A 19,236-nucleotide genomic window follows, 5' to 3' on the forward strand; every position below is an offset into this window, starting at 1 on the left:
GTCAAAAGGCGGGAAGGGATGCAAGCAAAAAAGAAGCCCCAGCCTTTTGTCAAGGCTGGGGCCACAAGATGTTGTGGATTAACCGGCTAGCAATTAGTAGCGGTAGTGGTCTGCCTTGAACGGACCCTCAGCCGGAACGCCGATATAAGCTGCCTGCTCGTCAGAAAGCACGCTCAGCTTCACGCCGAGCTTGGCGAGATGCAGTCGGGCGACCTTTTCGTCGAGGTGCTTCGGCAGGATGTAGACGTCGTTCTTATATTCACCTTCCTTGGTGAACAGTTCGATCTGCGCCAGCGTCTGGTTGGTGAACGAGGCGGACATCACGAAGGACGGGTGACCGGTCGCATTGCCGAGGTTGAGCAGGCGGCCTTCCGACAGAAGGATCATCCGGTTGCCCTTCGGGAACTCGATGATGTCGACCTGCGGCTTGACGTTGGTCCACTTCAGGTTCTTCAGCGCGGCGACCTGGATCTCGTTGTCGAAATGGCCGATATTGCCGACGATCGCCATGTCCTTCATCTCGCGCATATGCTCGATGCGGATGACGTCCTTGTTGCCGGTCGTGGTGATGAAGATGTCGGCAGACGACACGACGTCTTCGAGCGTGACGACTTCAAAACCGTCCATTGCGGCCTGCAGCGCACAAATCGGGTCGACTTCCGTGACCTTGACGCGGGCGCCGGCGCCGGCGAGCGAAGCGGCCGAACCCTTGCCCACATCGCCGTAACCGCAAACGACGGCAACCTTGCCGGCCATCATCACGTCGGTGCCGCGGCGGATGCCGTCGACCAGCGATTCCTTGCAGCCATACTTGTTGTCGAATTTCGACTTGGTGACCGAATCGTTGACGTTGATCGCCGGGAAGGGCAGCAGGCCCTTCTTCGACAGTTCGTACAGGCGGTGAACGCCGGTCGTGGTTTCTTCGGTAACGCCCTTGATCGCGTCGCGCTGCTTGGTGAACCAGCCCGGCGATGCGGCAAGACGCTTCTTGATCTGGGCGATGAGGATCTCTTCTTCTTCCGAGGTCGGGTTGGAGAGAACGTCCTCACCGGCTTCGGCGCGGGCGCCGAGCAGAATGTACATGGTGGCATCGCCACCGTCGTCGAGGATCATGTTGGACAGGCCGCCATCGGCCCACTGGAAGATCTTGTCGGTATATTCCCAGTATTCGGTGAGCGTTTCGCTCTTGACGGCGAAGACCGGGATGCCGGCGGCAGCGATCGCGGCAGCGGCGTGGTCCTGGGTCGAGAAGATGTTGCACGACGCCCAGCGGATCTCGGCACCGAGTTCCTTCAGGGTCTCGATCAGCACGGCCGTCTGGATCGTCATGTGCAGCGAACCGGTGATGCGCGCACCCTTGAGCGGCTTGGACGTGCCGAATTCCTCGCGGCAGGACATCAGGCCCGGCATTTCGGTTTCGGCGATGTCCAGTTCCTTGCGGCCGTAGGCTGCAAGGTTGATATCCGCGATGATGTAGTCTTTTTCGCTGCTCATAAAGCTCTCCAGATCTCGTTGCATGACCAATGCGGCCCGCCACACGCCACAGGGCAGCGGCAAGCAAACCGGCTCGCGGTGTAGCAGGAGTCACGTCCGCTTGCAATGTTGATATAAAGAAGTCTTTATATGTTTATATCGCTAATGCGATCAGGCTTCTTCGCCGAACTTGTTGGCGATCAGCCCTTCAAGCGCATCGAGTGCCTCGGTTGCCTGAGGCCCCTCGGCTGCGACATCGATGGAACAGCCCGTGCTGGCTGCCAGCATCATCAACCCCATGATCGACGTGCCACCGACGCTCATACCGTCCTTCGACACGATGATCGCGGCATCGAAGCTTTCCACCATCTGGACGAATTTGGCAGATGCCCGGGCATGCAGCCCACGCTTGTTGACGATCAGCAGTTGGCGGGAAAGAGCAGACATGCGGTTCTTGGCCTACTTACCGCTCAGCACGCGGCTGGCGACGTTGATATATTTTCGTCCGGCATCGGATGCTTCGGCGAGCGACCTCTCCATGTCGTTGTCGCCGCGCACGCCTGCAAGCTTGATCAGCATCGGCAGGTTCATGCCGGCGATCACCTCGGTCTTGCCGCTTTCCATTACGGAAATGGAAAGATTGGAGGGGGTGCCTCCGAACATGTCGGTCAGGATGATCACGCCACTGCCGGCATTGGCGCGGGCCACTGCGTCGAGAATGTCCTGGCGCCGCTGATCCATGTCATCCTCGGGACCGATACAGACGGTTTCGATGAATTTCTGAGGTCCCACGACATGCTCGACGGCATGCCGGAACTCCTCAGCCAGCTTGCCATGGGTGACAAGCACCAGTCCGATCATGAAAATACGTCCCCTGATTTCAAAACTCGCGGCCCATATCGCAATGCGCTGGTGCCGTCCAGCGGCGGGATGCCATCTTCGCCAACTGGAATTGAAGTTCAAGTTAAAAAATTGACCGGATGGATTACCAAAATGCTGCTTCGCTGCGCCAGGCGGGCATAAGAGCACCGATCACGGCGAGCGGATCCGGCGCGCAACTGGCCACCCTCACCATAGGCAATCGGCCTATCGCTCCGAGGTCCAATTGTTCGTCACCCGGGGGAAGCCGCTCCGTTTCACCAATCGAAACCACCTTTATGGCAAGGTCGAGAGGAGCGGAACTGACATGGTTCATCGTGATGATGCCGCTCCCCCGCAACTCGATCATCCCGGCAATTGTTGGCGGGCAGGTAGCAAAAATCCTGTCGCCGCGGCGTCCGAGAAGTATCTGGTCATCCGCCACCAGCGCTGCAAAAGCTTGGGCTCGGCGGCCAATGGCAAGGCAGGTAAACGCCATCATCGACTTTCCGATACCGGAGTGGCCAACGAAAAGAAGGCCTTTTCCGCCAATCACGATCGCTGTGGCGTGGATGTTCGAACCGGCGCCTGTCACGCGGCATTCCCCGCTGGAAGAGAGAGCGTAAACCGCGCTCCGTTGATCTCCTGCGACTTGCCGTAGAGGTTTTCAGCCTTCAGGCTGCCGCCATGCGCCTCGGCAATCTGCCGGCTGATGGAAAGGCCGAGACCGGAATTCTGGCCAAAACTCTCGCCGTCCGGCCTGTCCGTGTAAAATCGCTCGAAAATGCGGTCGATATTTTCCGCCTGTATGCCCGGGCCGTTGTCATCGACCGTGATGATGACCTTGTCCTTGTTTCGGACAAGCCGCATCGAAAGCTTGCCGCCCTTTTCAGGCACGAAGGATCGGGCATTTTCGATGAGGTTGGTGATGATCTGCCCAAGACGCAGGTCATGCCCGTTTACCAGGTAGATATGGCGATCCCCACCGCGGTTGTCGATCGAAAGATCGATTTCGACCGGTTTGCGACCCGTGCGGATCTGTTTGGAAATGTCGACGAGGTTGGAGAGCAGCGTTTCCATATCGACGGGGGCGGAATCCGTTCGGGCGAGTTCGGCGTCGAGACGCGACGCGTCGGAAATATCGCTGATCAGGCGGTCAAGCCGGCGAACGTCGTGGAAGATGATTTCCGTCAGTCGCCGCTTGGAATCCTCGGATTTCGCCAGCGGCAGTGTTTCGACCGCGCTCCGCAGCGAGGTGAGGGGGTTTTTCAGCTCGTGGCTGACATCGGCGGCAAAGCTCTCGATCGCATCGATACGGTCGTAAAGCGCATTCGTCATGTCGCGAACCGCGATGGAAAGATTGCCGATCTCGTCCTGGCGGTAGGAGAAATCCGGTATTTCCTCACGCTGCTTGGCTCCTCTGCGTACCCGGATGGCGGCAGCCGAAAGCCTTCGCAACGGATTGGCAATCGTCGAGGACAGGAGGAGCGAGAGCACGATGTTGACGAGCGTCGCGACGCCGAAGACCCGCATGATTGCAAGCCGCTCGGCATGGACGATCTTGTCGATATCGCCGGCCTGGGTGGACAGCAAAAGAACACCAAGTACAGCCCGGAAACGTTGCACGGGCACCGCGACCGAAACGATCAGCTCGCCACGGTCGGTAATGCGCACCAGCGCGCCGCGAACGCCGGTGAGGGCGTTCATCACTTCGGGATAGATGGAGCCATCGCCACCGGGCGCTTCCCGGTAGAGGGGCAGATTGCCGGGCTGCAGCAGGCGATTGAACAGGCCGGCCGACCACTCGCTCCAGGTCTGCGTCTCGTTTTCGACAGGCGGAAGATCGTAGCGGAGAACCTGCCCCCGGGAATAGAGATGGCGCGAATCGAGAAGCAGGTTGGCGTCCGCGTCGAAAAGGCGCGCACGTGTCCTTGTCGGCGAAATCAGACGGCGAAGCACGGGCGCGACGCGCTCCGGATCGATCGGGAAATCGAGATCCTCGTCGTTGGGAACGGGCGTTATGCTCTGGCCGGCCTGCAGTTCCAGCAGCTTTTCCGGATCGATGGTGATCGAATTCGTATCGACCGAGGCCGAAGCGGAGATGGCTGCCGAGATGATCTCGCCCTGCGTCAGCAGGCTTTCGACGCGTGCATCGATCAGCCCTTCGCGAAACTGGTTGAGATAAAGAATGCCGGCAACGAGCACGACGGTCGCCGCGATGTTGAAAAACAGGATCCGCCGCGTCAGGCTGGAAAAGACCGCGTGGCCGAACAGGCGCCGAATGATGGTGAACGCATGCGGCCAATGTCGGCGGCGGCCACGCTTCGCCGGTGCCGTCTCGATTTTCTGGTTTTCAAGCAGTCTGTCTGCCACGTCTAATCCTTCCACCCGGCCAGTCTATAGCTCGCCGGGTCGTGGCTTCAAGTTAACCTGTTGTAACGCGATGCGTCACGCCGCCTCGCGGAAGCGATAGCCAACACCATAGAGGGTTTCGATCATGTCGAAATCCGTGTCAACCATCTTGAACTTCTTGCGCAGGCGCTTGATGTGGCTGTCGATCGTGCGGTCATCGACATAGACCTGCTCGTCATAGGCGGCATCCATCAGCGCGTCGCGGCTTTTTACGACGCCCGGCCTCTGGGCCAGCGAGTGAAGAATGAGAAATTCCGTGACCGTCAGCGTAACAGGCTCGCCCTTCCAGGTGCAGGTATGGCGCTCCTGGTCCATGGCCAGCTGCCCGCGCTCCAGCGTCCGGGCAGCGATCTGGTCGGCCGTGGGTTTCATGCCCGGTGCCTGCAGATCCCGGCTCCCGGCGCGGCGCAGGATCGCCTTCACCCGCTCGACCAAGAGACGTTGCGAAAACGGCTTCGTGATGAAATCGTCCGCACCCATCTTGAGGCCGAACAACTCGTCGATCTCCTCATCCTTCGAGGTGAGGAAAATAACCGGAAGATCGGATTTCTGTCTCAGGCGGCGCAGAAGCTCCATCCCGTCCATGCGCGGCATCTTGATGTCGAAAATGGCCAGCTGGGGCGGTCGTGCGACCAGACCGTCCAGCGCCGATGCGCCGTCCGTATAGGTCTCGACCTTGTAGCCCTCCGCCTCGAGAGCGATCGACACCGAGGTCAGAATATTCCGGTCGTCGTCTACGAGCGCGATTGTTTGCATACCGTCCGTCTCCATTGCCATTTCGTGCGCATCTCCTGGAATGACTTCAGCCAATTCCCAGCCCTCGCCATGCGCTTCATGAGGAGAAAGGTGGAACAAATTGTGGCAAAGTTAAAGGGGTGGCTTGTAGCTCATTGCCGGGATCGGGCTTTTCGGCACCCCAAAACTGCGCTTCATCAAGCGCATTAAAACGCTCCGTAAAACGATTTAAACGGAAATAGATTTCTTTAAATCGATTAATTTATTGATTTTGTTGATCTATTTTCAGATCGACGCTTGCCGTTTTAAAAAACAGCAACTAGCTTCAGGCCCGACTGCCAATCCTGACAATGGTAACCAGAGGTGAGCGCGTATGGAGCAGCTTGGACTTTACAACCCGGCAAATGGCGTAGCGGCGATCGGCCTCGAAAAGGTTTCTCGCGTCAACTACAACCTGTCCGAGGTCGAGCTTTACGAAGAAGCTGTTCGTCGCGGTGAGGCTGATCTGACCGCTGACGGTGCCTTGCGTGCCGTTACCGGACAGCACACCGGCCGCTCGCCGAAGGACAAGTTCGTCGTCCGCGATGCCGGCACCGAAGACAAGATCTGGTGGGACAATAACAAGCCCATGTCGCCCGAGCATTTTGCCGTGCTGAAGGCCGACATGCTGGCCCATGCCGCCGGCAAGGAACTTTTCGTTCAGGATCTCGTCGGTGGCGCCGATGCCGATAACGCGCTTCCCACGCGTGTCGTCACCGAGTTCGCCTGGCATGCGCTCTTCATCCGCAATCTGCTGATCCGACCGAAGCGTGAAACGCTCTCGACCTTCGAGCAGAAGCTGACGATCATCAATCTGCCGAGCTTCAAGGCCGATCCGGGACGCCATGGCTGCCGCAGCGAAACCGTTATCGCCTGCGATCTCGAAAACGGTCTCGTCCTGATCGGTGGCACATCCTATGCCGGCGAGAACAAGAAATCGGTCTTCACCGTTCTCAACTACCTGCTGCCGGCCAGGGGCGTCATGCCGATGCATTGCTCGGCCAATGTCGGCAGCCAAGGCGACACGGCTGTGTTCTTCGGCCTGTCCGGCACCGGCAAGACGACACTCTCTGCCGATCCGGATCGCACGCTGATCGGTGATGACGAGCATGGCTGGGGCAAGAACGGCGTCTTTAATTTCGAAGGCGGTTGCTACGCCAAGGCGATCAAGCTTTCCGCCGAGGCAGAGCCGGAAATCTATGCCGCCACCCGCCGTTTCGGCACAGTTCTCGAAAATGTCGTGCTCGATGAAAACCGCGTCCCGGATTTCGACGACAACTCGCTGACAGAAAACACCCGCAGCGCCTATCCGCTGCATTTCATTCCAAACGCCTCGGAAACCGGTCTGGCGCCGCATCCGAAGACGATCATCATGCTGACGGCCGATGCTTTCGGTGTCATGCCGCCGATCGCCAAGCTGACGCCGGAACAGGCCATGTATCACTTCCTGTCCGGTTACACCGCAAAGGTTGCCGGCACCGAAAAGGGTGTGACCGAACCGGAAGCGACCTTCTCGACCTGCTTCGGCGCGCCGTTCATGCCCAGGCATCCGGCCGAATACGGCAACCTGTTGAAGGCACTGATTGCCGAGCATGGCGTCGATTGCTGGCTGGTTAATACCGGCTGGACCGGCGGCGCTTATGGCACTGGCCGTCGCATGCCGATCAAGGCGACCCGCGCGCTTTTGACCTCTGCTCTGAACGGCAGCCTCAACAACGCCGAATTCCGCACCGACGCGAATTTCGGCTTCGCCGTTCCGGTTTCCGTCGAGGGTGTCGAAACTGCGATCCTCGATCCCCGTTCGACCTGGGCCGATGGCCTGGCTTACGACAATCAGGCCGCCAAGCTGGTGTCGATGTTCATCAAGAACTTCGAAAAGTTCGAGGCCCATGTCGACAGCAAGGTCAAGGACGCGGCGCCTGGATTGTTGATCGCAGCCGAATAATCGCGAAACGTGTGATTCACGTGGAACCATCGGTCGGCGCAAGCTCCGACCGATGGTTTTCTTTTTCTCGAGTTTGTGAGAAACATGCCGGCCGGAGACAGTCATGGCCAGCAACCCCCTCATCATCAACAGCCGCATCACCATCGCTGCATGGGAACTGACGGAACAATTCGTTCTGGCGGGTGGTCCGGGCGGCCAGAACGTCAACAAGGTCTCGACCGCCGTTCAGCTGTTCTTCGATATCGCCAACTCTCCGGCACTTTCCGACAGGGTAAAGACGAATGCCCTGAAGCTCGCGGGAAGGCGAGTGTCGAAAGAGGGCGTGCTGATGATAGAGGCCAGCAAGTCGCGCAGCCAGGAGCGTAATCGTGAGGAAGCGCGTGAGCGGCTGAAGGAACTGATCCTTGAAGCCGCAAAGCCGCCGCCGCCGGTCCGCAAGGCGACGAAACCCACCAAGGGTTCGGTCGAGCGGCGCCTGAAGGCAAAGTCCGGTCGCTCCGACGTCAAGAAGATGCGTGGCAAACCGGCCGGAGACTGACGAAGGAGACTGAAACATGGCGACCTTGCCGAACGGGATCCGTCACTTTCCGGGTTTTCTCGAGCGTTCGGCGCAGGAACAACTGGTGGAGGTTATCCGCCGGATTGTGTCCGAGGCGCCGCTTTACATCCCCGCCATGCCCGGCACCGGCAAGCCGATGTCGGTCAGGATGACCAATTGCGGGTCGCTCGGTTGGGTAACGGACAAAGAGCGCGGCTACCGCTATCAGGCAACTCATCCGACGACAGGCAAGCCCTGGCCCGCCATTCCGGCGGAGTTGATCGAGCTTTGGAATATGCTGGCCGGTTACGAAAAACCGCCGGAAGCCTGCCTGGTCAATTTCTATTCCGATGAAGCGCAGATGGGCCTGCATCAGGATAAGGACGAGCAGGAACTCGCAGCACCCGTCCTTTCCATATCGCTCGGCAATACCTGCCTGTTCCGCGTCGGCGGAGTGGATCGCAAGGATCCGACCGGCTCGTTCAAACTGTCGAGCGGCGATATCGTGCTGCTCGGCGGGGAAGGGAGGCTTGCCTTCCACGGCGTCGATCGGATTTATCCGGGCACCTCGACGCTGCTGAAGAATGGCGGGCGGATCAATCTGACGTTAAGGCGGGTGACTTAGTTTTCTCGAAGCTGATCCGGGGAATTGACGAGCACGATGTTACGGCAAAAGGAACATCTGGTTTTCGCTGCGTTCATTTTCGCGGCGGTCCTGCTCATCGGCGTCATCTATCAGGTCGAACTCTGGACGCTCAAGGCTGATGGATTTTCATCTCTGTCAAAGGGCCTGCCATACTGGGACTTTAGCAACCTCTGGGCAGGAGGCCGCCTTGCGCTCGAAGGCCGGGTTTCGGTCCTGTTCGACACGGATGCCTATCGTAGCGCATTGCGCGCTTGGTTCGGCGCAGGACTACCCAATCAGGAATGGAGCTACCCGCCGTCTATCCTGATGATAGGCGCTCCTTTGGCCCTTCTGCCGTTGCCGGTAGCTTACGTCGTCTGGACGCTTGGCACTCTGTTTTGTCTGTTTCTGACCGTTCGGCTTCTGCGTCTTCCAGGTTATGTCACTCTCGCCTTGCTGTTATCGCCTGCCGAAGCGATGAATATGATGCTCGGCCAGAATGGAGCGCTGTCGGCTGCGCTATTGCTTGGAACGTTCCTTCTCCTCCCCAACCGGCCGGTTGCGGCAGGCATTCTGGCTGGGCTTTTGACGATCAAGCCGCATCTGGGCCTTCTTATCCCGATCTGTTTCCTGGCCGCGGGGCAATATCGAGCCATATTGGCCGCATGTATCACCGCGGCGGTCCTTGCGGGACTGACAGCTATGTTCTGGGGAGGCGGTGTCTGGTCGGGCTTTATATATGATACCGGCCCTTTCATGACCGCCATCATGGAGGCCGACTATCCGCAGACCTACCATAAGAACGCGATGACCGTTTTCATATTCGCACGATGGATAGGGTTCGATATTGTCGGGGCCTATGTCATCCAGGCCGCATTCATTGCCGGCTGCGCCGCACTGGCGACCTGGTTGTGGAGGCCGGCGTCGACGATTGAGAACCGCAGGCGTGCCGTCATCACCGGGGTGCTGGCACTTATCGCGACACCCTACGGATATTCGTATGACGCAATTCCACTATGTATCGCGGTGGCCTTTTTTTATTTTACCGAGCCACGCCTACGACGTTCGGCGCTTGTGCCTCTCTATCTGTGGCCGTTTTTCCTGCATGTTTTCAATGATGGCGGCATAGGAATTGCAGTTTTGGCACCGCTGCTTTTCATTGGTCTGGCAATGATGCCGGAGAGCCGGAAATCGGCACGAGCCCCGGACGCCGAAGGCAAGCCGATCAAAGCTTGCGAAGCGAGACCGTCTCGATGAAATGATCGCGGCTCTTGCGCAGGATGATGTCGGCGCGCGGCCTCGTGGGCAGGATATTCTGCCGCAGGTTCTTGAGGTTGATGTTTTCCCACAGACCCTCGGCAACCATCCTTGCCGTATCTATGTCGATCGCCGCATATTTCTTGAAGAACGATGTCGGGTCGCGGAAAGCGGTTTCGCGCAGCTTCATGAAGCGCTGCACATACCATTGATGGATCTGTTCCTCGTCCGCGTCGATATAGATCGAGAAATCGAAAAAGTCGGAGACGATGGGCACAATCTTGCCGTCAACGGGCAGCGCCCGTGATTGCAGCACATTGATGCCCTCGAAGATCAGGATATCGGGCCGATCGACAAGCGTATAGTCGTCCGGCAGCACGTCGTAGGTGAGGTGGGAATAACGCGGCGCTTTGACATTCGGTTCACCGCCCTTGATGGCGGAAAGGAAGCGCAGGATCTGGCCGATGTCGTAGCTTTCCGGAAAGCCCTTTCGCTGCATGAGGTTCTCACGCTGGAGCACGGCATTCGGATAGAGAAATCCGTCAGTGGTGATGAGGTCGACCTTCGGGCTTGATGGCCACCGGGCAAGCAGTTCCTTCAGCACGCGTGCAGTTGTCGATTTTCCAACGGCCACCGAGCCGGCAATGCCGATGATAAACGGCGTCTTCGAGGCATCGGGCAATGTCAGAAAGTGGTTGCGTTGTCTGAACAGGCGTTGTGAGGCCTCGACATGGGTCGACAGCAGGCGGGATAGCGACAGATAGATGCGTCGAACCTCGTCGAGGTTGATCGGATCGTCCAGCGACCGCAGGCGCGCAATCTCGTCTCCGGTCAGAGTCAGCGGCGTATCGGCGCGGAATTTTGCCCATTCATCGGCCGTGAAGTGATGGTATGGCGAATAATATCCAACCATTGTGCCGGCTTCCGGCTCGTCGGCGGGCTTCGGTGCGATACTCATGACGTCGGCCGGCTCGCCTTTTCTTGCAGGCCTGATTGTGTGGTCCTGCGGTGAAGTTCGTCAACGACATCCTGCAATGGAATGCCTGCAATATTCAATACGACTAACAGGTGATAGATCAGGTCGGCGCTCTCCGAAGTGAGTTCCTTCCTGTCCTGCGCAAGCGCTGCAATGACGGTCTCGACCGCTTCCTCGCCAAGTTTCTTGGCGGCCTTCACCTGGCCGGCTGCGGCAAGTTTCGCAGTCCAGGATACGTCGGGAGAGGCTTTGGCGCGAACCGCAACGATCTCCTCCAGTTCGTTCAGCGTAAATCCGCTCAATTCAGTCTCCTCAGTCCAGTCGCATGGCAATGCCACGGTCTGCCATATAGCGCTTGGCCTCGCCGACCGTATAGGTGCCGAAATGGAAAATCGATGCGGCAAGAACGGCGGTAGCATGCCCTTCGGCGATGCCCGCAACCAGATCGTCGAGATCTCCGACGCCACCCGATGCAATCACCGGAACACGAACCGAATCGGCGATGGCGCGGGTCAGTTCCAGATCGTAGCCGATCTTGGTTCCGTCGCGGTCCATCGACGTGACGAGCAATTCGCCCGCGCCGCGCTCCACCATCTTCTGGGCAAATTCCACCGCATCGATCCCGGTCGGGTTGCGACCGCCATGCGTATAGATTTCCCATTCGGAGCGATTGTCGCCGCCAACGGATTGCCTCAGGCGCCGCTTGGCGTCGATCGACACGACGATGCACTGGTTGCCGAATTTATCGGCGGCTTCGGAAACGAAATCCGGGTTGTTCACGGCCGCCGAATTGATCGACACCTTGTCCGCGCCAGCCAGCAGAAGCCTGCGGATATCCCCGACCGCCCGGACGCCACCGCCAACGGTAAGCGGCATGAAGCAATGTTCGGCCGTGCGGGCCACGACGTCGAAAATCGTCTCGCGATTGTCGGAGGACGCGGTGATGTCGAGGAAACAAAGCTCGTCGGCACCGGCGGCATCATAGGCTTTCGCCGCTTCCACCGGATCACCGGCATCGACGAGGTCGAGGAAGTTGACGCCCTTGACGACGCGGCCGTCCTTGACGTCGAGGCAGGGAATGACACGGGCCTTGAGGGTCATGCTGCACGACCTTTCTCGGAGCGGATCAACGCCAGAGCTTCTGCCGGATCAATGCGGCCATCGTAAAGAGCCCGGCCGGAAATCGCTCCTTCGAGGCGGGCAGCGTCGGGTTGCAGCATTCGGCGGATATCGTCGAGCGAAGCAAGGCCGCCCGAGGCGATGACGGGAATTGAAACGGCATCGGCCAGTTCGAGCGTCGATGCCCAGTTGATCCCGGCGAGAATGCCGTCGCGGTCGATATCGGTATAGATGATCGCCGAAACGCCGGCCCCTTCAAACTTCCGGGCCAGCTCGATCACGCCGAGTTCCGAAGCCTCGGCCCATCCCTCGACCGCCACCTTGCCGCCCTTGGCATCGATGCCGACGGCGATCTTGCCGGGGAATTTCTTGCAGGCTTCGATGACCAGTGCCGGATCGCGCACCGCAACGGTGCCGAGAATGACGCGTGCCAACCCACGGCTCAGCCAGTTTTCGATATGCTCGAGCGTGCGGATGCCGCCGCCGAGCTGCACCGGGTTCTTTGTCGCCTTCAAAATGGCATCGACGGCATCGCCATTGACGCTCTCGCCAGCAAACGCGCCGTTGAGATCGACCACATGCAGCCATTCGAAGCCTTGGTCTTCGAAGGCTTTGGCCTGGGCACCCGGGTCGGGATTATAGACAGTCGCCTGGTCCATATCGCCAAGCTTGAGCCGCACGCACTGACCGTCCTTGAGATCGATAGCCGGAAAAAGGATCATTTCGTCTTGGTCCTTGGGTAATGAACGCGAGCCTTACGGCTTCCAGCGCAGGAAGTTTGAAATCAGGGCGAGGCCGAGCGTTTGGCTTTTTTCCGGATGGAACTGCGACCCCGCCATGTTGTCGCGGCCGACAAAGGCGGTCATCGCGCCGCCATACTCGGTCGTCGCGATGACGTCTGCCGGATTGGTCGCCGCCAGATGATAGGAATGCACGAAATAGGCATGCAGACCATCCGGTCCGGTTGCAATGCCGTCGAACAGCGGGTGAGGGCTGTTCAGCGTCAGCGTATTCCAGCCGATCTGCGGGATTTTCAGATCCGGATCGGACGGCGTCATCTCGACAACATCACCATCGATCCAGTCGAAACCCTCGGTCGTTGTCTTTTCCAGCCCGCGCGAGGACATCAGCTGCATGCCGACGCAGATGCCGAGAAAGGGGCGCCCCTTGCTCTCGACGGCGTCGATCAGCGCTTCATGCATGCCTGAAACAGCGTTGAGCCCCGCCCGGCAATCGGCATAGGCGCCCACGCCCGGCAGCACCACGCGATCGGCCGAGGCAACCGCCTCCGGCCTGTCGGTCAGGTCGATGGTCGCCTCGATCCCGGCCTCACGCGCTGCCCGCTCGAATGCCTTGGTTGCGGATCGAAGATTGCCCGATCCGTAGTCGATGATTGCGACGCGCATCAGCGTCCTCCGTGATCGAAAAGTCCGAGAGCCGGACCCTGCCAGCCCGATACGGGCTGCTGTTTTGTGTTTTTGGCCCATTCCGCCGAAGACGGCAGAGGCGAAGATGCCGGTTGCGGCAGGCTGGAGAAATAGATTTCTTCAGCCGTCTGCCGGTCCACGGCGCTGATGACGTTATCCAGGTCCCAGCCGCGGCGAACAAGAGAGTTGCCGTAGAGATTGCGGCCTTCGAGGGCAACGAAAAGACTTGTCGCAAAGCCAAGTAGTATGCCGGCCGGCCAAAGCCCGTCCATGCTGATCAGCATCCCGCTTGCAGTCTGCGCGGCAAAGGCGATGACGCCCGCGATCCAGAGCCGATGCCAGATCAGCCAGATCCAGGGAAATAACAGTGCCAGCCAGGAAAAACCGTCGGGCAGAACAACAGTGGAGCGGTGTTCCCGGTCCGGTCCGCCCGGCGGCGTCAATACGAGATAGCTTCTCAAGGATGATCTCCTGGAGGCGTCAGGCAAGCGTTCCCTTGGTCGAAGGAACGCGATTGGCCTGCCGCGGATCGATTTCGATTGCGGTGCGTAAGGTCCGCGCCACGGATTTGAAGCAGGTCTCGGCTATATGATGGTTGTTGGCGCCGTAGTGGTTCAGGATATGCAGCGTGATCCCAGCATTCTGCGCCAGTGCCTGGAAAAACTCCCGCACCAGTTCGGTATCGAACGTGCCGATCTTCGGGGCGCTGAACGTCACGTTCCAGACGAGGAAAGGCCGGCCGGACACGTCGATCGCGGCCTTTGTCATCGTCTCGTCCATGGCAAGGTCGAGCGACGCATAACGGGTAATCCCCCGCCGGTCGCCGAGCGCCTTGGAAATCGCCTGGCCGATCGCGATCCCGGTATCCTCGACCGTGTGGTGGTCGTCGATATGCAGGTCGCCTTTGACGTCGATATCCATGTCGATAAGCGAATGTCGCGAAAGCTGGTCGAGCATATGGTCGAAGAAGCCAACTCCCGTGGAGATCTTCGCCGCGCCGGTGCCGTCGAGATTGACGGAAACGGAGACGGAAGTCTCGTTGGTCTTGCGGGAAATGCTTCCCGTGCGTCTGGCTGTCGTCTCGCCCATACGGGTCTGCTCCAATGCTTTTGATCGCTGCTCCTTACCAGCAGGCCCGGCAAATATCCAGCAAAAGCACGGCCATTTGCGACACCTTGTCGACAGGCCGTTGCGAGATTGTATTCGGCGGTTCGCCACTTACATAGGTGTCAACACGGTCCCGGCAAAGCCCGATTGGGTTTGGCGGGATCTCGCAATCAAGGGCCCGCTTTCGAGGGGCAGACAGGTGTATTGAATGACAACGATTATTACAGTGCGGAAGGGCGGCAAGGTGGTCATGGCCGGTGATGGCCAGGTGAGCCTCGGCCAGACCGTGATGAAGGGCAATGCCCGCAAGGTGCGCCGGATCGGCAAGGGCGAAGTTGTCGCCGGTTTCGCCGGTGCGACTGCAGACGCCTTCACGCTTCTCGACCGTCTCGAAAAGAAGCTCGAACAATATCCGGGCCAGCTTATGCGTGCAGCGGTCGAACTCGCCAAGGACTGGCGCACCGACAAGTATCTGCGCAATCTCGAGGCGATGATGCTGGTTGCCGACAAGTCGACGACGCTCGCCATTACCGGTAACGGCGATGTGCTCGAGCCGGAACATGGCACGATCGCCATCGGCTCCGGCGGCAATTATGCCTTTGCTGCGGCCCGCGCCATGATGGATGGCGACAAGTCTGCCGAAGACGTTGCCCGCAAGGCCCTCGATATCGCAGCCGATATCTGCGTTTACACAAATCACAATCTCATCGTCGAAACGCTCGACGCCGAGTAAAGTCTTTCAGCAAGAGGATCCCTCACTGGCCGGGCCTGAACGGGACGGCCAACCTGGGACGCCAAGAGGATGTCATGACCAATTTTTCTCCCCGCGAAATCGTTTCCGAACTCGATCGCCACATCATCGGCCAGCATGATGCCAAGCGCGCTGTTGCGATCGCTCTGCGCAACCGCTGGCGCCGCCATCAGCTCGACGAGAGCTTGCGCGATGAAGTCATGCCGAAGAATATTCTGATGATCGGCCCGACCGGTGTCGGCAAGACCGAAATCTCTCGTCGCCTCGCCAAGCTTGCCGGCGCGCCCTTTATCAAGGTCGAAGCCACGAAGTTCACCGAGGTCGGTTATGTCGGCCGCGACGTCGAGCAGATCATCCGTGATCTCGTCGAGATCGGCATCGGTCTGGTACGTGAAAAGAAGCGTTCGGAAGTGCAGGCCAAGGCACATCAGAGTGCCGAGGAACGCGTGCTCGACGCCCTTGTCGGTTCGACGGCGTCGCCGGCCACCCGCGACAGTTTCCGCAAGAAGCTTCGCTCCGGTGAGATGGACGACAAGGAAATCGAGATCGAGGTGGCCGACAGCGGATCCGGCATGCCCGGTTTCGAGATCCCCGGCATGCCGGGCGCCAATGTCGGCGTACTCAATCTTTCCGACATGTTCGGCAAGGCCATGGGCGGCCGTACCAAGAAGGTCAAGACGACCGTCTCCAAGTCCTATGGCGAGCTGATCCGCGATGAGTCCGACAAGCTGATCGACAATGAAGTCATCCAGCGCGAGGCCGTTCGCGCGGTCGAAAACGACGGTATCGTTTTCCTCGATGAGATCGACAAGATAGCGGCGCGTGATGGCGGCATGGGCGCCGGTGTTTCACGTGAAGGCGTGCAGCGCGACCTGCTTCCGCTGGTCGAAGGCACGACGGTCTCAACCAAATACGGACCGGTGAAGACGGATCATATCCTGTTCATCGCATCGGGTGCCTTCCATGTGGCAAAGCCTTCGGATCTGCTGCCGGAACTTCAGGGTCGTCTGCCGATCCGCGTCGAGCTTCGGCCGCTGACCAAGGAGGACTTCCGTCGCATCCTGACGGAAACCGAGGCTAGCCTGATCCGCCAGTACAAGGCGCTGATGGGTACGGAAGATCTGACGCTCGAATTCACCGAGGATGCGATCGACGCATTGGCGGATGTCGCCGTACACCTGAATTCGTCCGTCGAGAATATCGGCGCTCGCCGCCTGCAGACCGTGATGGAGCGTGTGCTGGATGAAATTTCCTACACGGCACCGGACCAGGGCGGTACGTCGGTGACGATCGATGCCGACTATGTCCGCAAGCATGTGGGTGAGTTGGCCGCCGATACGGACCTGTCCCGTTATATTCTCTAGTCGCCTTGCGTGGCAGCCGGGCAACGTCCGGCTGCCACATATGTCCGACCTGACGCTATTTTGAACGTCTTTCTCTCGACATTACAGCATCTCTTCACGTAAGGGTGGCGCGCTTTCGCGAATGTGCGGGCCGCTCCATGATTTGACTTGTCACAGCCTCTGGAGCCGAAACTGGCGCAGGCCAAATGCTGGGACACGGAAATCTTGAAACGCATCCTGATTGCATTGCTGTTCACCGTCGCCTGGGCGGTTTCGTCTTCGGTCCCGGCCGTTGCCATGACAATTGTGCCGGAAGGCAATCGCAATACGGTTCAGCCGAAAATTCCGGGCGCCTCCGTGCGCCGTACTCGTGCAGGTCGCACCACGTTCGACGACAAGTATGACAAGGTCATCGAGCTCCTGTCATCCGACCATCAGCTGATCGGCAAGATCAAGTTGACCGCTTCCGCCTATGGCATCGATCCGGTTCATATCATCGGTGCGATCGTCGGCGAGCATACCTATAACGTCGATGCCTACGATCGCCTGCAGACCTATTACATCAAGGCGGCGGCCTATGCCGGCGAGCGTTTTCGTTTTGCTTACGGCGACGAAAGCATCGATCAGTTCGTCTCCCGTCCGCAATTTGCCAGATGTGCCGAATATACGGATTCCTACAGGCTCTGGACCTGCCGCGAAAACGTCTGGGACAAGACCTTCCGCGGTGAAAGGGTCGATGGCACGTCCTACCCCGACAACCGCTTCAGCGCCGTTTTCTTTCAGCCGTTTTATGCCGGCCAGACCTTCGGGCTCGGCCAGATCAATCCGTTGACCGCATTGATGCTGTCCGACAGCGTCGCACGCACGTCCGGTTTTCCGAAGCTCGACGAGAAAAAGGCTGCCGAGGTCTATGACGCGATCATGGATCCGGACAAGTCCCTGGCTTACATGGCGGCCAACATCCGACGGTCGATCGATGACTATAAATCGATCGCCGATGTCGATATCTCGCGCAATCCCGGCATCACCGCAACGCTCTACAATACCGGCGGATCGGTACAGCGCGCCGCAGCGCTCAAGGCGCGCGGTGGACTGCCGGAGGAAAATTATTACGGCTGGCTCGTCAACGACAGGATCAACGAGTTGAAATCGCTGCTCTGAAGCCAGATATCCTTCGGATCAGGAACTGAAGAGGAAGGTTGGTCATGGACATGCGCCCCGACCCCTTTGTGCCGCCGGCCCCGATCCCGCACACGCGACCGCTTTCGCGCTGGGGCATCATCTCGACTGCGCTGCGCAATCCGCTGGAATTGTGGGGCGAGATGTCCTTCACGCTTCCCTGGATCGACACGAAATTCTTCAAGGAACGCACGCTGATCGTCAATGATCCGGGGCTCATCCGCCACGTCCTGGTCGACAATTCCGCCAATTACGAAATGGCCGAAGTTCGTCAGCTGATTTTGCGACCGATTCTGCGTGACGGCCTTCTGACTGCGGAGGGCCCGGTCTGGAAACGTTCGCGCAAGGCAATGGCGCCCGTCTTCACGCCTCGTCATTCGCGCGGTTTTGCTGGTCAGATGCTGGTGAAATCAGAGGAATATGTCGAGAAATATCAGGCAGGGGCAGCAGCCGGTGCTGTTCACGATATTTCCGTCGACATGACGGAACTCACCTATGCTCTTCTCTCGGAGACGCTTTTCTCCGGTGAGATCGCCGGCGAGAAGGGCAGCGTCGCCGACGACGTCGATAGCCTGCTTCACCGGATGGGCCGCGTCGATCCGATGGACCTGATGCGCGCACCGCCCTGGGTGCCGCGGCTGACCCGCATCGGCGGTCGCAAGGTCCTCGACAAATTCCGCAACATCGTCGCCGAGACCATGCTGATACGCAAGAACCGGATGCGCGAGACGCCCGACGACATCCCTCAGGATTTCCTCACCCTGCTTTTGCAACTCGAAGGTCCGGATGGGCTGTCGATGGCAGAGATCGAGGACAATATCCTGACCTTCATCGGCGCCGGCCATGAAACGACGGCCCGCGCGCTCGCCTGGACCCTGTATTGCGTGTCTCACTCTCCGCATGTCCGCGAAAAGATGGAGGCAGAGATCGATCAGGTCTTGGCAAGCGGCGCGGAACCGGTGGAATGGCTGGAGCTGATGCCTTGGGTACACGCCTCCTTCGAAGAGGCATTGAGGCTTTACCCGCCGGCACCGTCTTTGAACCGGGCAGCCATTAACGCTGACAAATGGACGAGCCCGACCGGCAAGACTGTCGAGATCGAGGCGGGTGTTACCATCCTCGTCATGCCCTGGACCCTGCATCGCCACGAGCTCTATTGGGAAAAGCCGCGTGCCTTCCTGCCGGAACGGTTCCTGCCGGAGAACCGCGGCAAGATCGGCCGTTTCCAGTATCTGCCGTTTGGTGCCGGCCCGCGCACCTGTATCGGCGCCACCTTCGCCATGCAGGAGGCGGTCATCGCGCTCGCCGTAATGATGAAGCGCTATCGTTTCGACAGCTTGCCGGATACCGAGGTTTGGCCGGTACAGAAACTGACGACCCAGCCGCGCGACGGCATGCCGATGCGCGTCAGCTTTAGACAGTCGGCGTCTTCAATGAACAATTGATCGATCC

21 protein-coding genes are annotated in these 19,236 nt (G+C 59.2%); 8 read left to right on the top strand and 13 right to left on the bottom strand.

Annotated elements, in window-relative coordinates; translation table 11 throughout:
- Window positions 1-93: 93 nt before the first annotated feature.
- The 6 genes from ahcY to AC2GXZ_RS27320 form a co-directional block, all read right to left on the bottom strand.
- Complete coding sequence (ahcY, locus tag AC2GXZ_RS27295) at window positions 94-1,494, bottom strand: adenosylhomocysteinase (RefSeq protein ID WP_483762381.1); 1,401 nt, start codon at window positions 1,492-1,494, stop codon at window positions 94-96.
- A gap of 150 nt (window positions 1,495-1,644) precedes the next feature.
- Window positions 1,645-1,920, bottom strand: a complete 276-nt coding sequence (locus AC2GXZ_RS27300; protein WP_483762382.1) for an HPr family phosphocarrier protein — start codon at window positions 1,918-1,920, stop codon at window positions 1,645-1,647.
- 12 nt (window positions 1,921-1,932) lie between these two features.
- On the bottom strand, window positions 1,933-2,334 hold the full coding sequence (locus tag AC2GXZ_RS27305; protein ID WP_483762383.1) for a PTS sugar transporter subunit IIA: 402 nt from the start codon (window positions 2,332-2,334) through the stop codon (window positions 1,933-1,935).
- Window positions 2,335-2,458: 124 nt separating this feature from the next.
- Window positions 2,459-2,926, bottom strand: coding sequence for an HPr kinase/phosphorylase (locus AC2GXZ_RS27310; RefSeq protein ID WP_483762384.1), 468 nt, complete (start codon window positions 2,924-2,926; stop codon window positions 2,459-2,461).
- On the bottom strand, window positions 2,923-4,704 hold the full coding sequence (locus tag AC2GXZ_RS27315; protein WP_483762385.1) for a stimulus-sensing domain-containing protein: 1,782 nt from the start codon (window positions 4,702-4,704) through the stop codon (window positions 2,923-2,925). Before AC2GXZ_RS27315 ends, AC2GXZ_RS27310 begins: the two co-directional genes overlap by 4 nt.
- Before the next feature lie 75 nt (window positions 4,705-4,779).
- Window positions 4,780-5,499 carry a response regulator transcription factor gene (locus AC2GXZ_RS27320; protein ID WP_112511969.1) on the bottom strand — a complete coding sequence of 240 codons (720 nt, stop codon included), beginning with the start codon at window positions 5,497-5,499 and terminating at the stop codon, window positions 4,780-4,782.
- 352 nt (window positions 5,500-5,851) lie between these two features.
- Between AC2GXZ_RS27320 and AC2GXZ_RS27325 the strand changes: the two genes are divergently transcribed.
- From AC2GXZ_RS27325 to AC2GXZ_RS27340, 4 genes are all read left to right on the top strand, one after another.
- Window positions 5,852-7,462: a phosphoenolpyruvate carboxykinase gene (locus AC2GXZ_RS27325; protein ID WP_483762386.1), complete on the top strand. Its 1,611-nt coding sequence runs from the start codon at window positions 5,852-5,854 to the stop codon at window positions 7,460-7,462.
- A gap of 103 nt (window positions 7,463-7,565) precedes the next feature.
- Window positions 7,566-8,000, top strand: coding sequence for an alternative ribosome rescue aminoacyl-tRNA hydrolase ArfB (arfB, locus tag AC2GXZ_RS27330; RefSeq protein WP_483762387.1), 435 nt, complete (start codon window positions 7,566-7,568; stop codon window positions 7,998-8,000).
- Window positions 8,001-8,016: 16 nt separating this feature from the next.
- Complete coding sequence (locus AC2GXZ_RS27335; protein ID WP_483762388.1) at window positions 8,017-8,625, top strand: alpha-ketoglutarate-dependent dioxygenase AlkB; 609 nt, start codon at window positions 8,017-8,019, stop codon at window positions 8,623-8,625.
- A 36-nt stretch (window positions 8,626-8,661) separates the two neighbouring features.
- Window positions 8,662-9,882, top strand: a complete 1,221-nt coding sequence (locus tag AC2GXZ_RS27340) for a glycosyltransferase family 87 protein (protein WP_483762389.1) — start codon at window positions 8,662-8,664, stop codon at window positions 9,880-9,882.
- On the opposite strand, the gene coaA is transcribed toward AC2GXZ_RS27340, so the two are convergent.
- The 7 genes from coaA to hisB are packed head-to-tail and all read right to left on the bottom strand — an operon-like array spanning window position 9,851 to window position 14,493.
- Entirely contained in the window at window positions 9,851-10,840 is a 990-nt protein-coding gene (gene coaA, locus AC2GXZ_RS27345; protein WP_483762390.1) for a type I pantothenate kinase, read from the bottom strand. The two genes, AC2GXZ_RS27340 and coaA, sit on opposite strands and share 32 nt — an antisense overlap.
- Entirely contained in the window at window positions 10,837-11,160 is a 324-nt protein-coding gene (locus AC2GXZ_RS27350) for a phosphoribosyl-ATP diphosphatase (RefSeq protein ID WP_483762391.1), read from the bottom strand. The genes coaA and AC2GXZ_RS27350 overlap by 4 nt, the downstream gene beginning before the upstream one ends.
- A 10-nt stretch (window positions 11,161-11,170) precedes the next feature.
- Entirely contained in the window at window positions 11,171-11,959 is a 789-nt protein-coding gene (gene hisF / locus AC2GXZ_RS27355; RefSeq protein WP_483762392.1) for an imidazole glycerol phosphate synthase subunit HisF, read from the bottom strand.
- Window positions 11,956-12,699 (bottom strand): 1-(5-phosphoribosyl)-5-[(5-phosphoribosylamino)methylideneamino]imidazole-4-carboxamide isomerase, encoded by a 744-nt coding sequence (hisA, locus tag AC2GXZ_RS27360; protein WP_483762393.1) that lies wholly within the window; start codon window positions 12,697-12,699, stop codon window positions 11,956-11,958. Before hisA ends, hisF begins: the two co-directional genes overlap by 4 nt.
- A 33-nt stretch (window positions 12,700-12,732) precedes the next feature.
- Window positions 12,733-13,383, bottom strand: coding sequence for an imidazole glycerol phosphate synthase subunit HisH (gene hisH / locus AC2GXZ_RS27365; protein ID WP_483762394.1), 651 nt, complete (start codon window positions 13,381-13,383; stop codon window positions 12,733-12,735).
- Window positions 13,383-13,865, bottom strand: a complete 483-nt coding sequence (locus tag AC2GXZ_RS27370) for a DUF2628 domain-containing protein (RefSeq protein WP_483762395.1) — start codon at window positions 13,863-13,865, stop codon at window positions 13,383-13,385. Before AC2GXZ_RS27370 ends, hisH begins: the two co-directional genes overlap by 1 nt.
- 19 nt (window positions 13,866-13,884) lie before the next feature.
- Window positions 13,885-14,493 carry an imidazoleglycerol-phosphate dehydratase HisB gene (hisB, locus tag AC2GXZ_RS27375; RefSeq protein ID WP_483762396.1) on the bottom strand — a complete coding sequence of 203 codons (609 nt, stop codon included), beginning with the start codon at window positions 14,491-14,493 and terminating at the stop codon, window positions 13,885-13,887.
- 226 nt (window positions 14,494-14,719) lie between these two features.
- Here hisB and hslV point away from each other — a divergent pair, with 226 nt between their 5' ends.
- From hslV to AC2GXZ_RS27395, 4 genes are all read left to right on the top strand, one after another.
- Window positions 14,720-15,244, top strand: a complete 525-nt coding sequence (hslV, locus tag AC2GXZ_RS27380) for an ATP-dependent protease subunit HslV (protein WP_483762397.1) — start codon at window positions 14,720-14,722, stop codon at window positions 15,242-15,244.
- A 74-nt stretch (window positions 15,245-15,318) separates the two neighbouring features.
- On the top strand, window positions 15,319-16,626 hold the full coding sequence (hslU, locus tag AC2GXZ_RS27385; RefSeq protein WP_483762398.1) for an ATP-dependent protease ATPase subunit HslU: 1,308 nt from the start codon (window positions 15,319-15,321) through the stop codon (window positions 16,624-16,626).
- 204 nt (window positions 16,627-16,830) lie between these two features.
- Entirely contained in the window at window positions 16,831-17,766 is a 936-nt protein-coding gene (locus tag AC2GXZ_RS27390; protein ID WP_483762421.1) for a DUF1402 family protein, read from the top strand.
- Window positions 17,767-17,810: 44 nt separating this feature from the next.
- The gene (locus tag AC2GXZ_RS27395; RefSeq protein WP_483762399.1) at window positions 17,811-19,229 is read left to right on the top strand and encodes a cytochrome P450; all 1,419 of its coding nucleotides are present in this window, start codon (window positions 17,811-17,813) and stop codon (window positions 19,227-19,229) included.
- The last annotated feature ends 7 nt before the right edge of the window (window positions 19,230-19,236 follow it).

This window comes from Aliirhizobium sp. YIM B11859 (assembly GCF_057163345.1).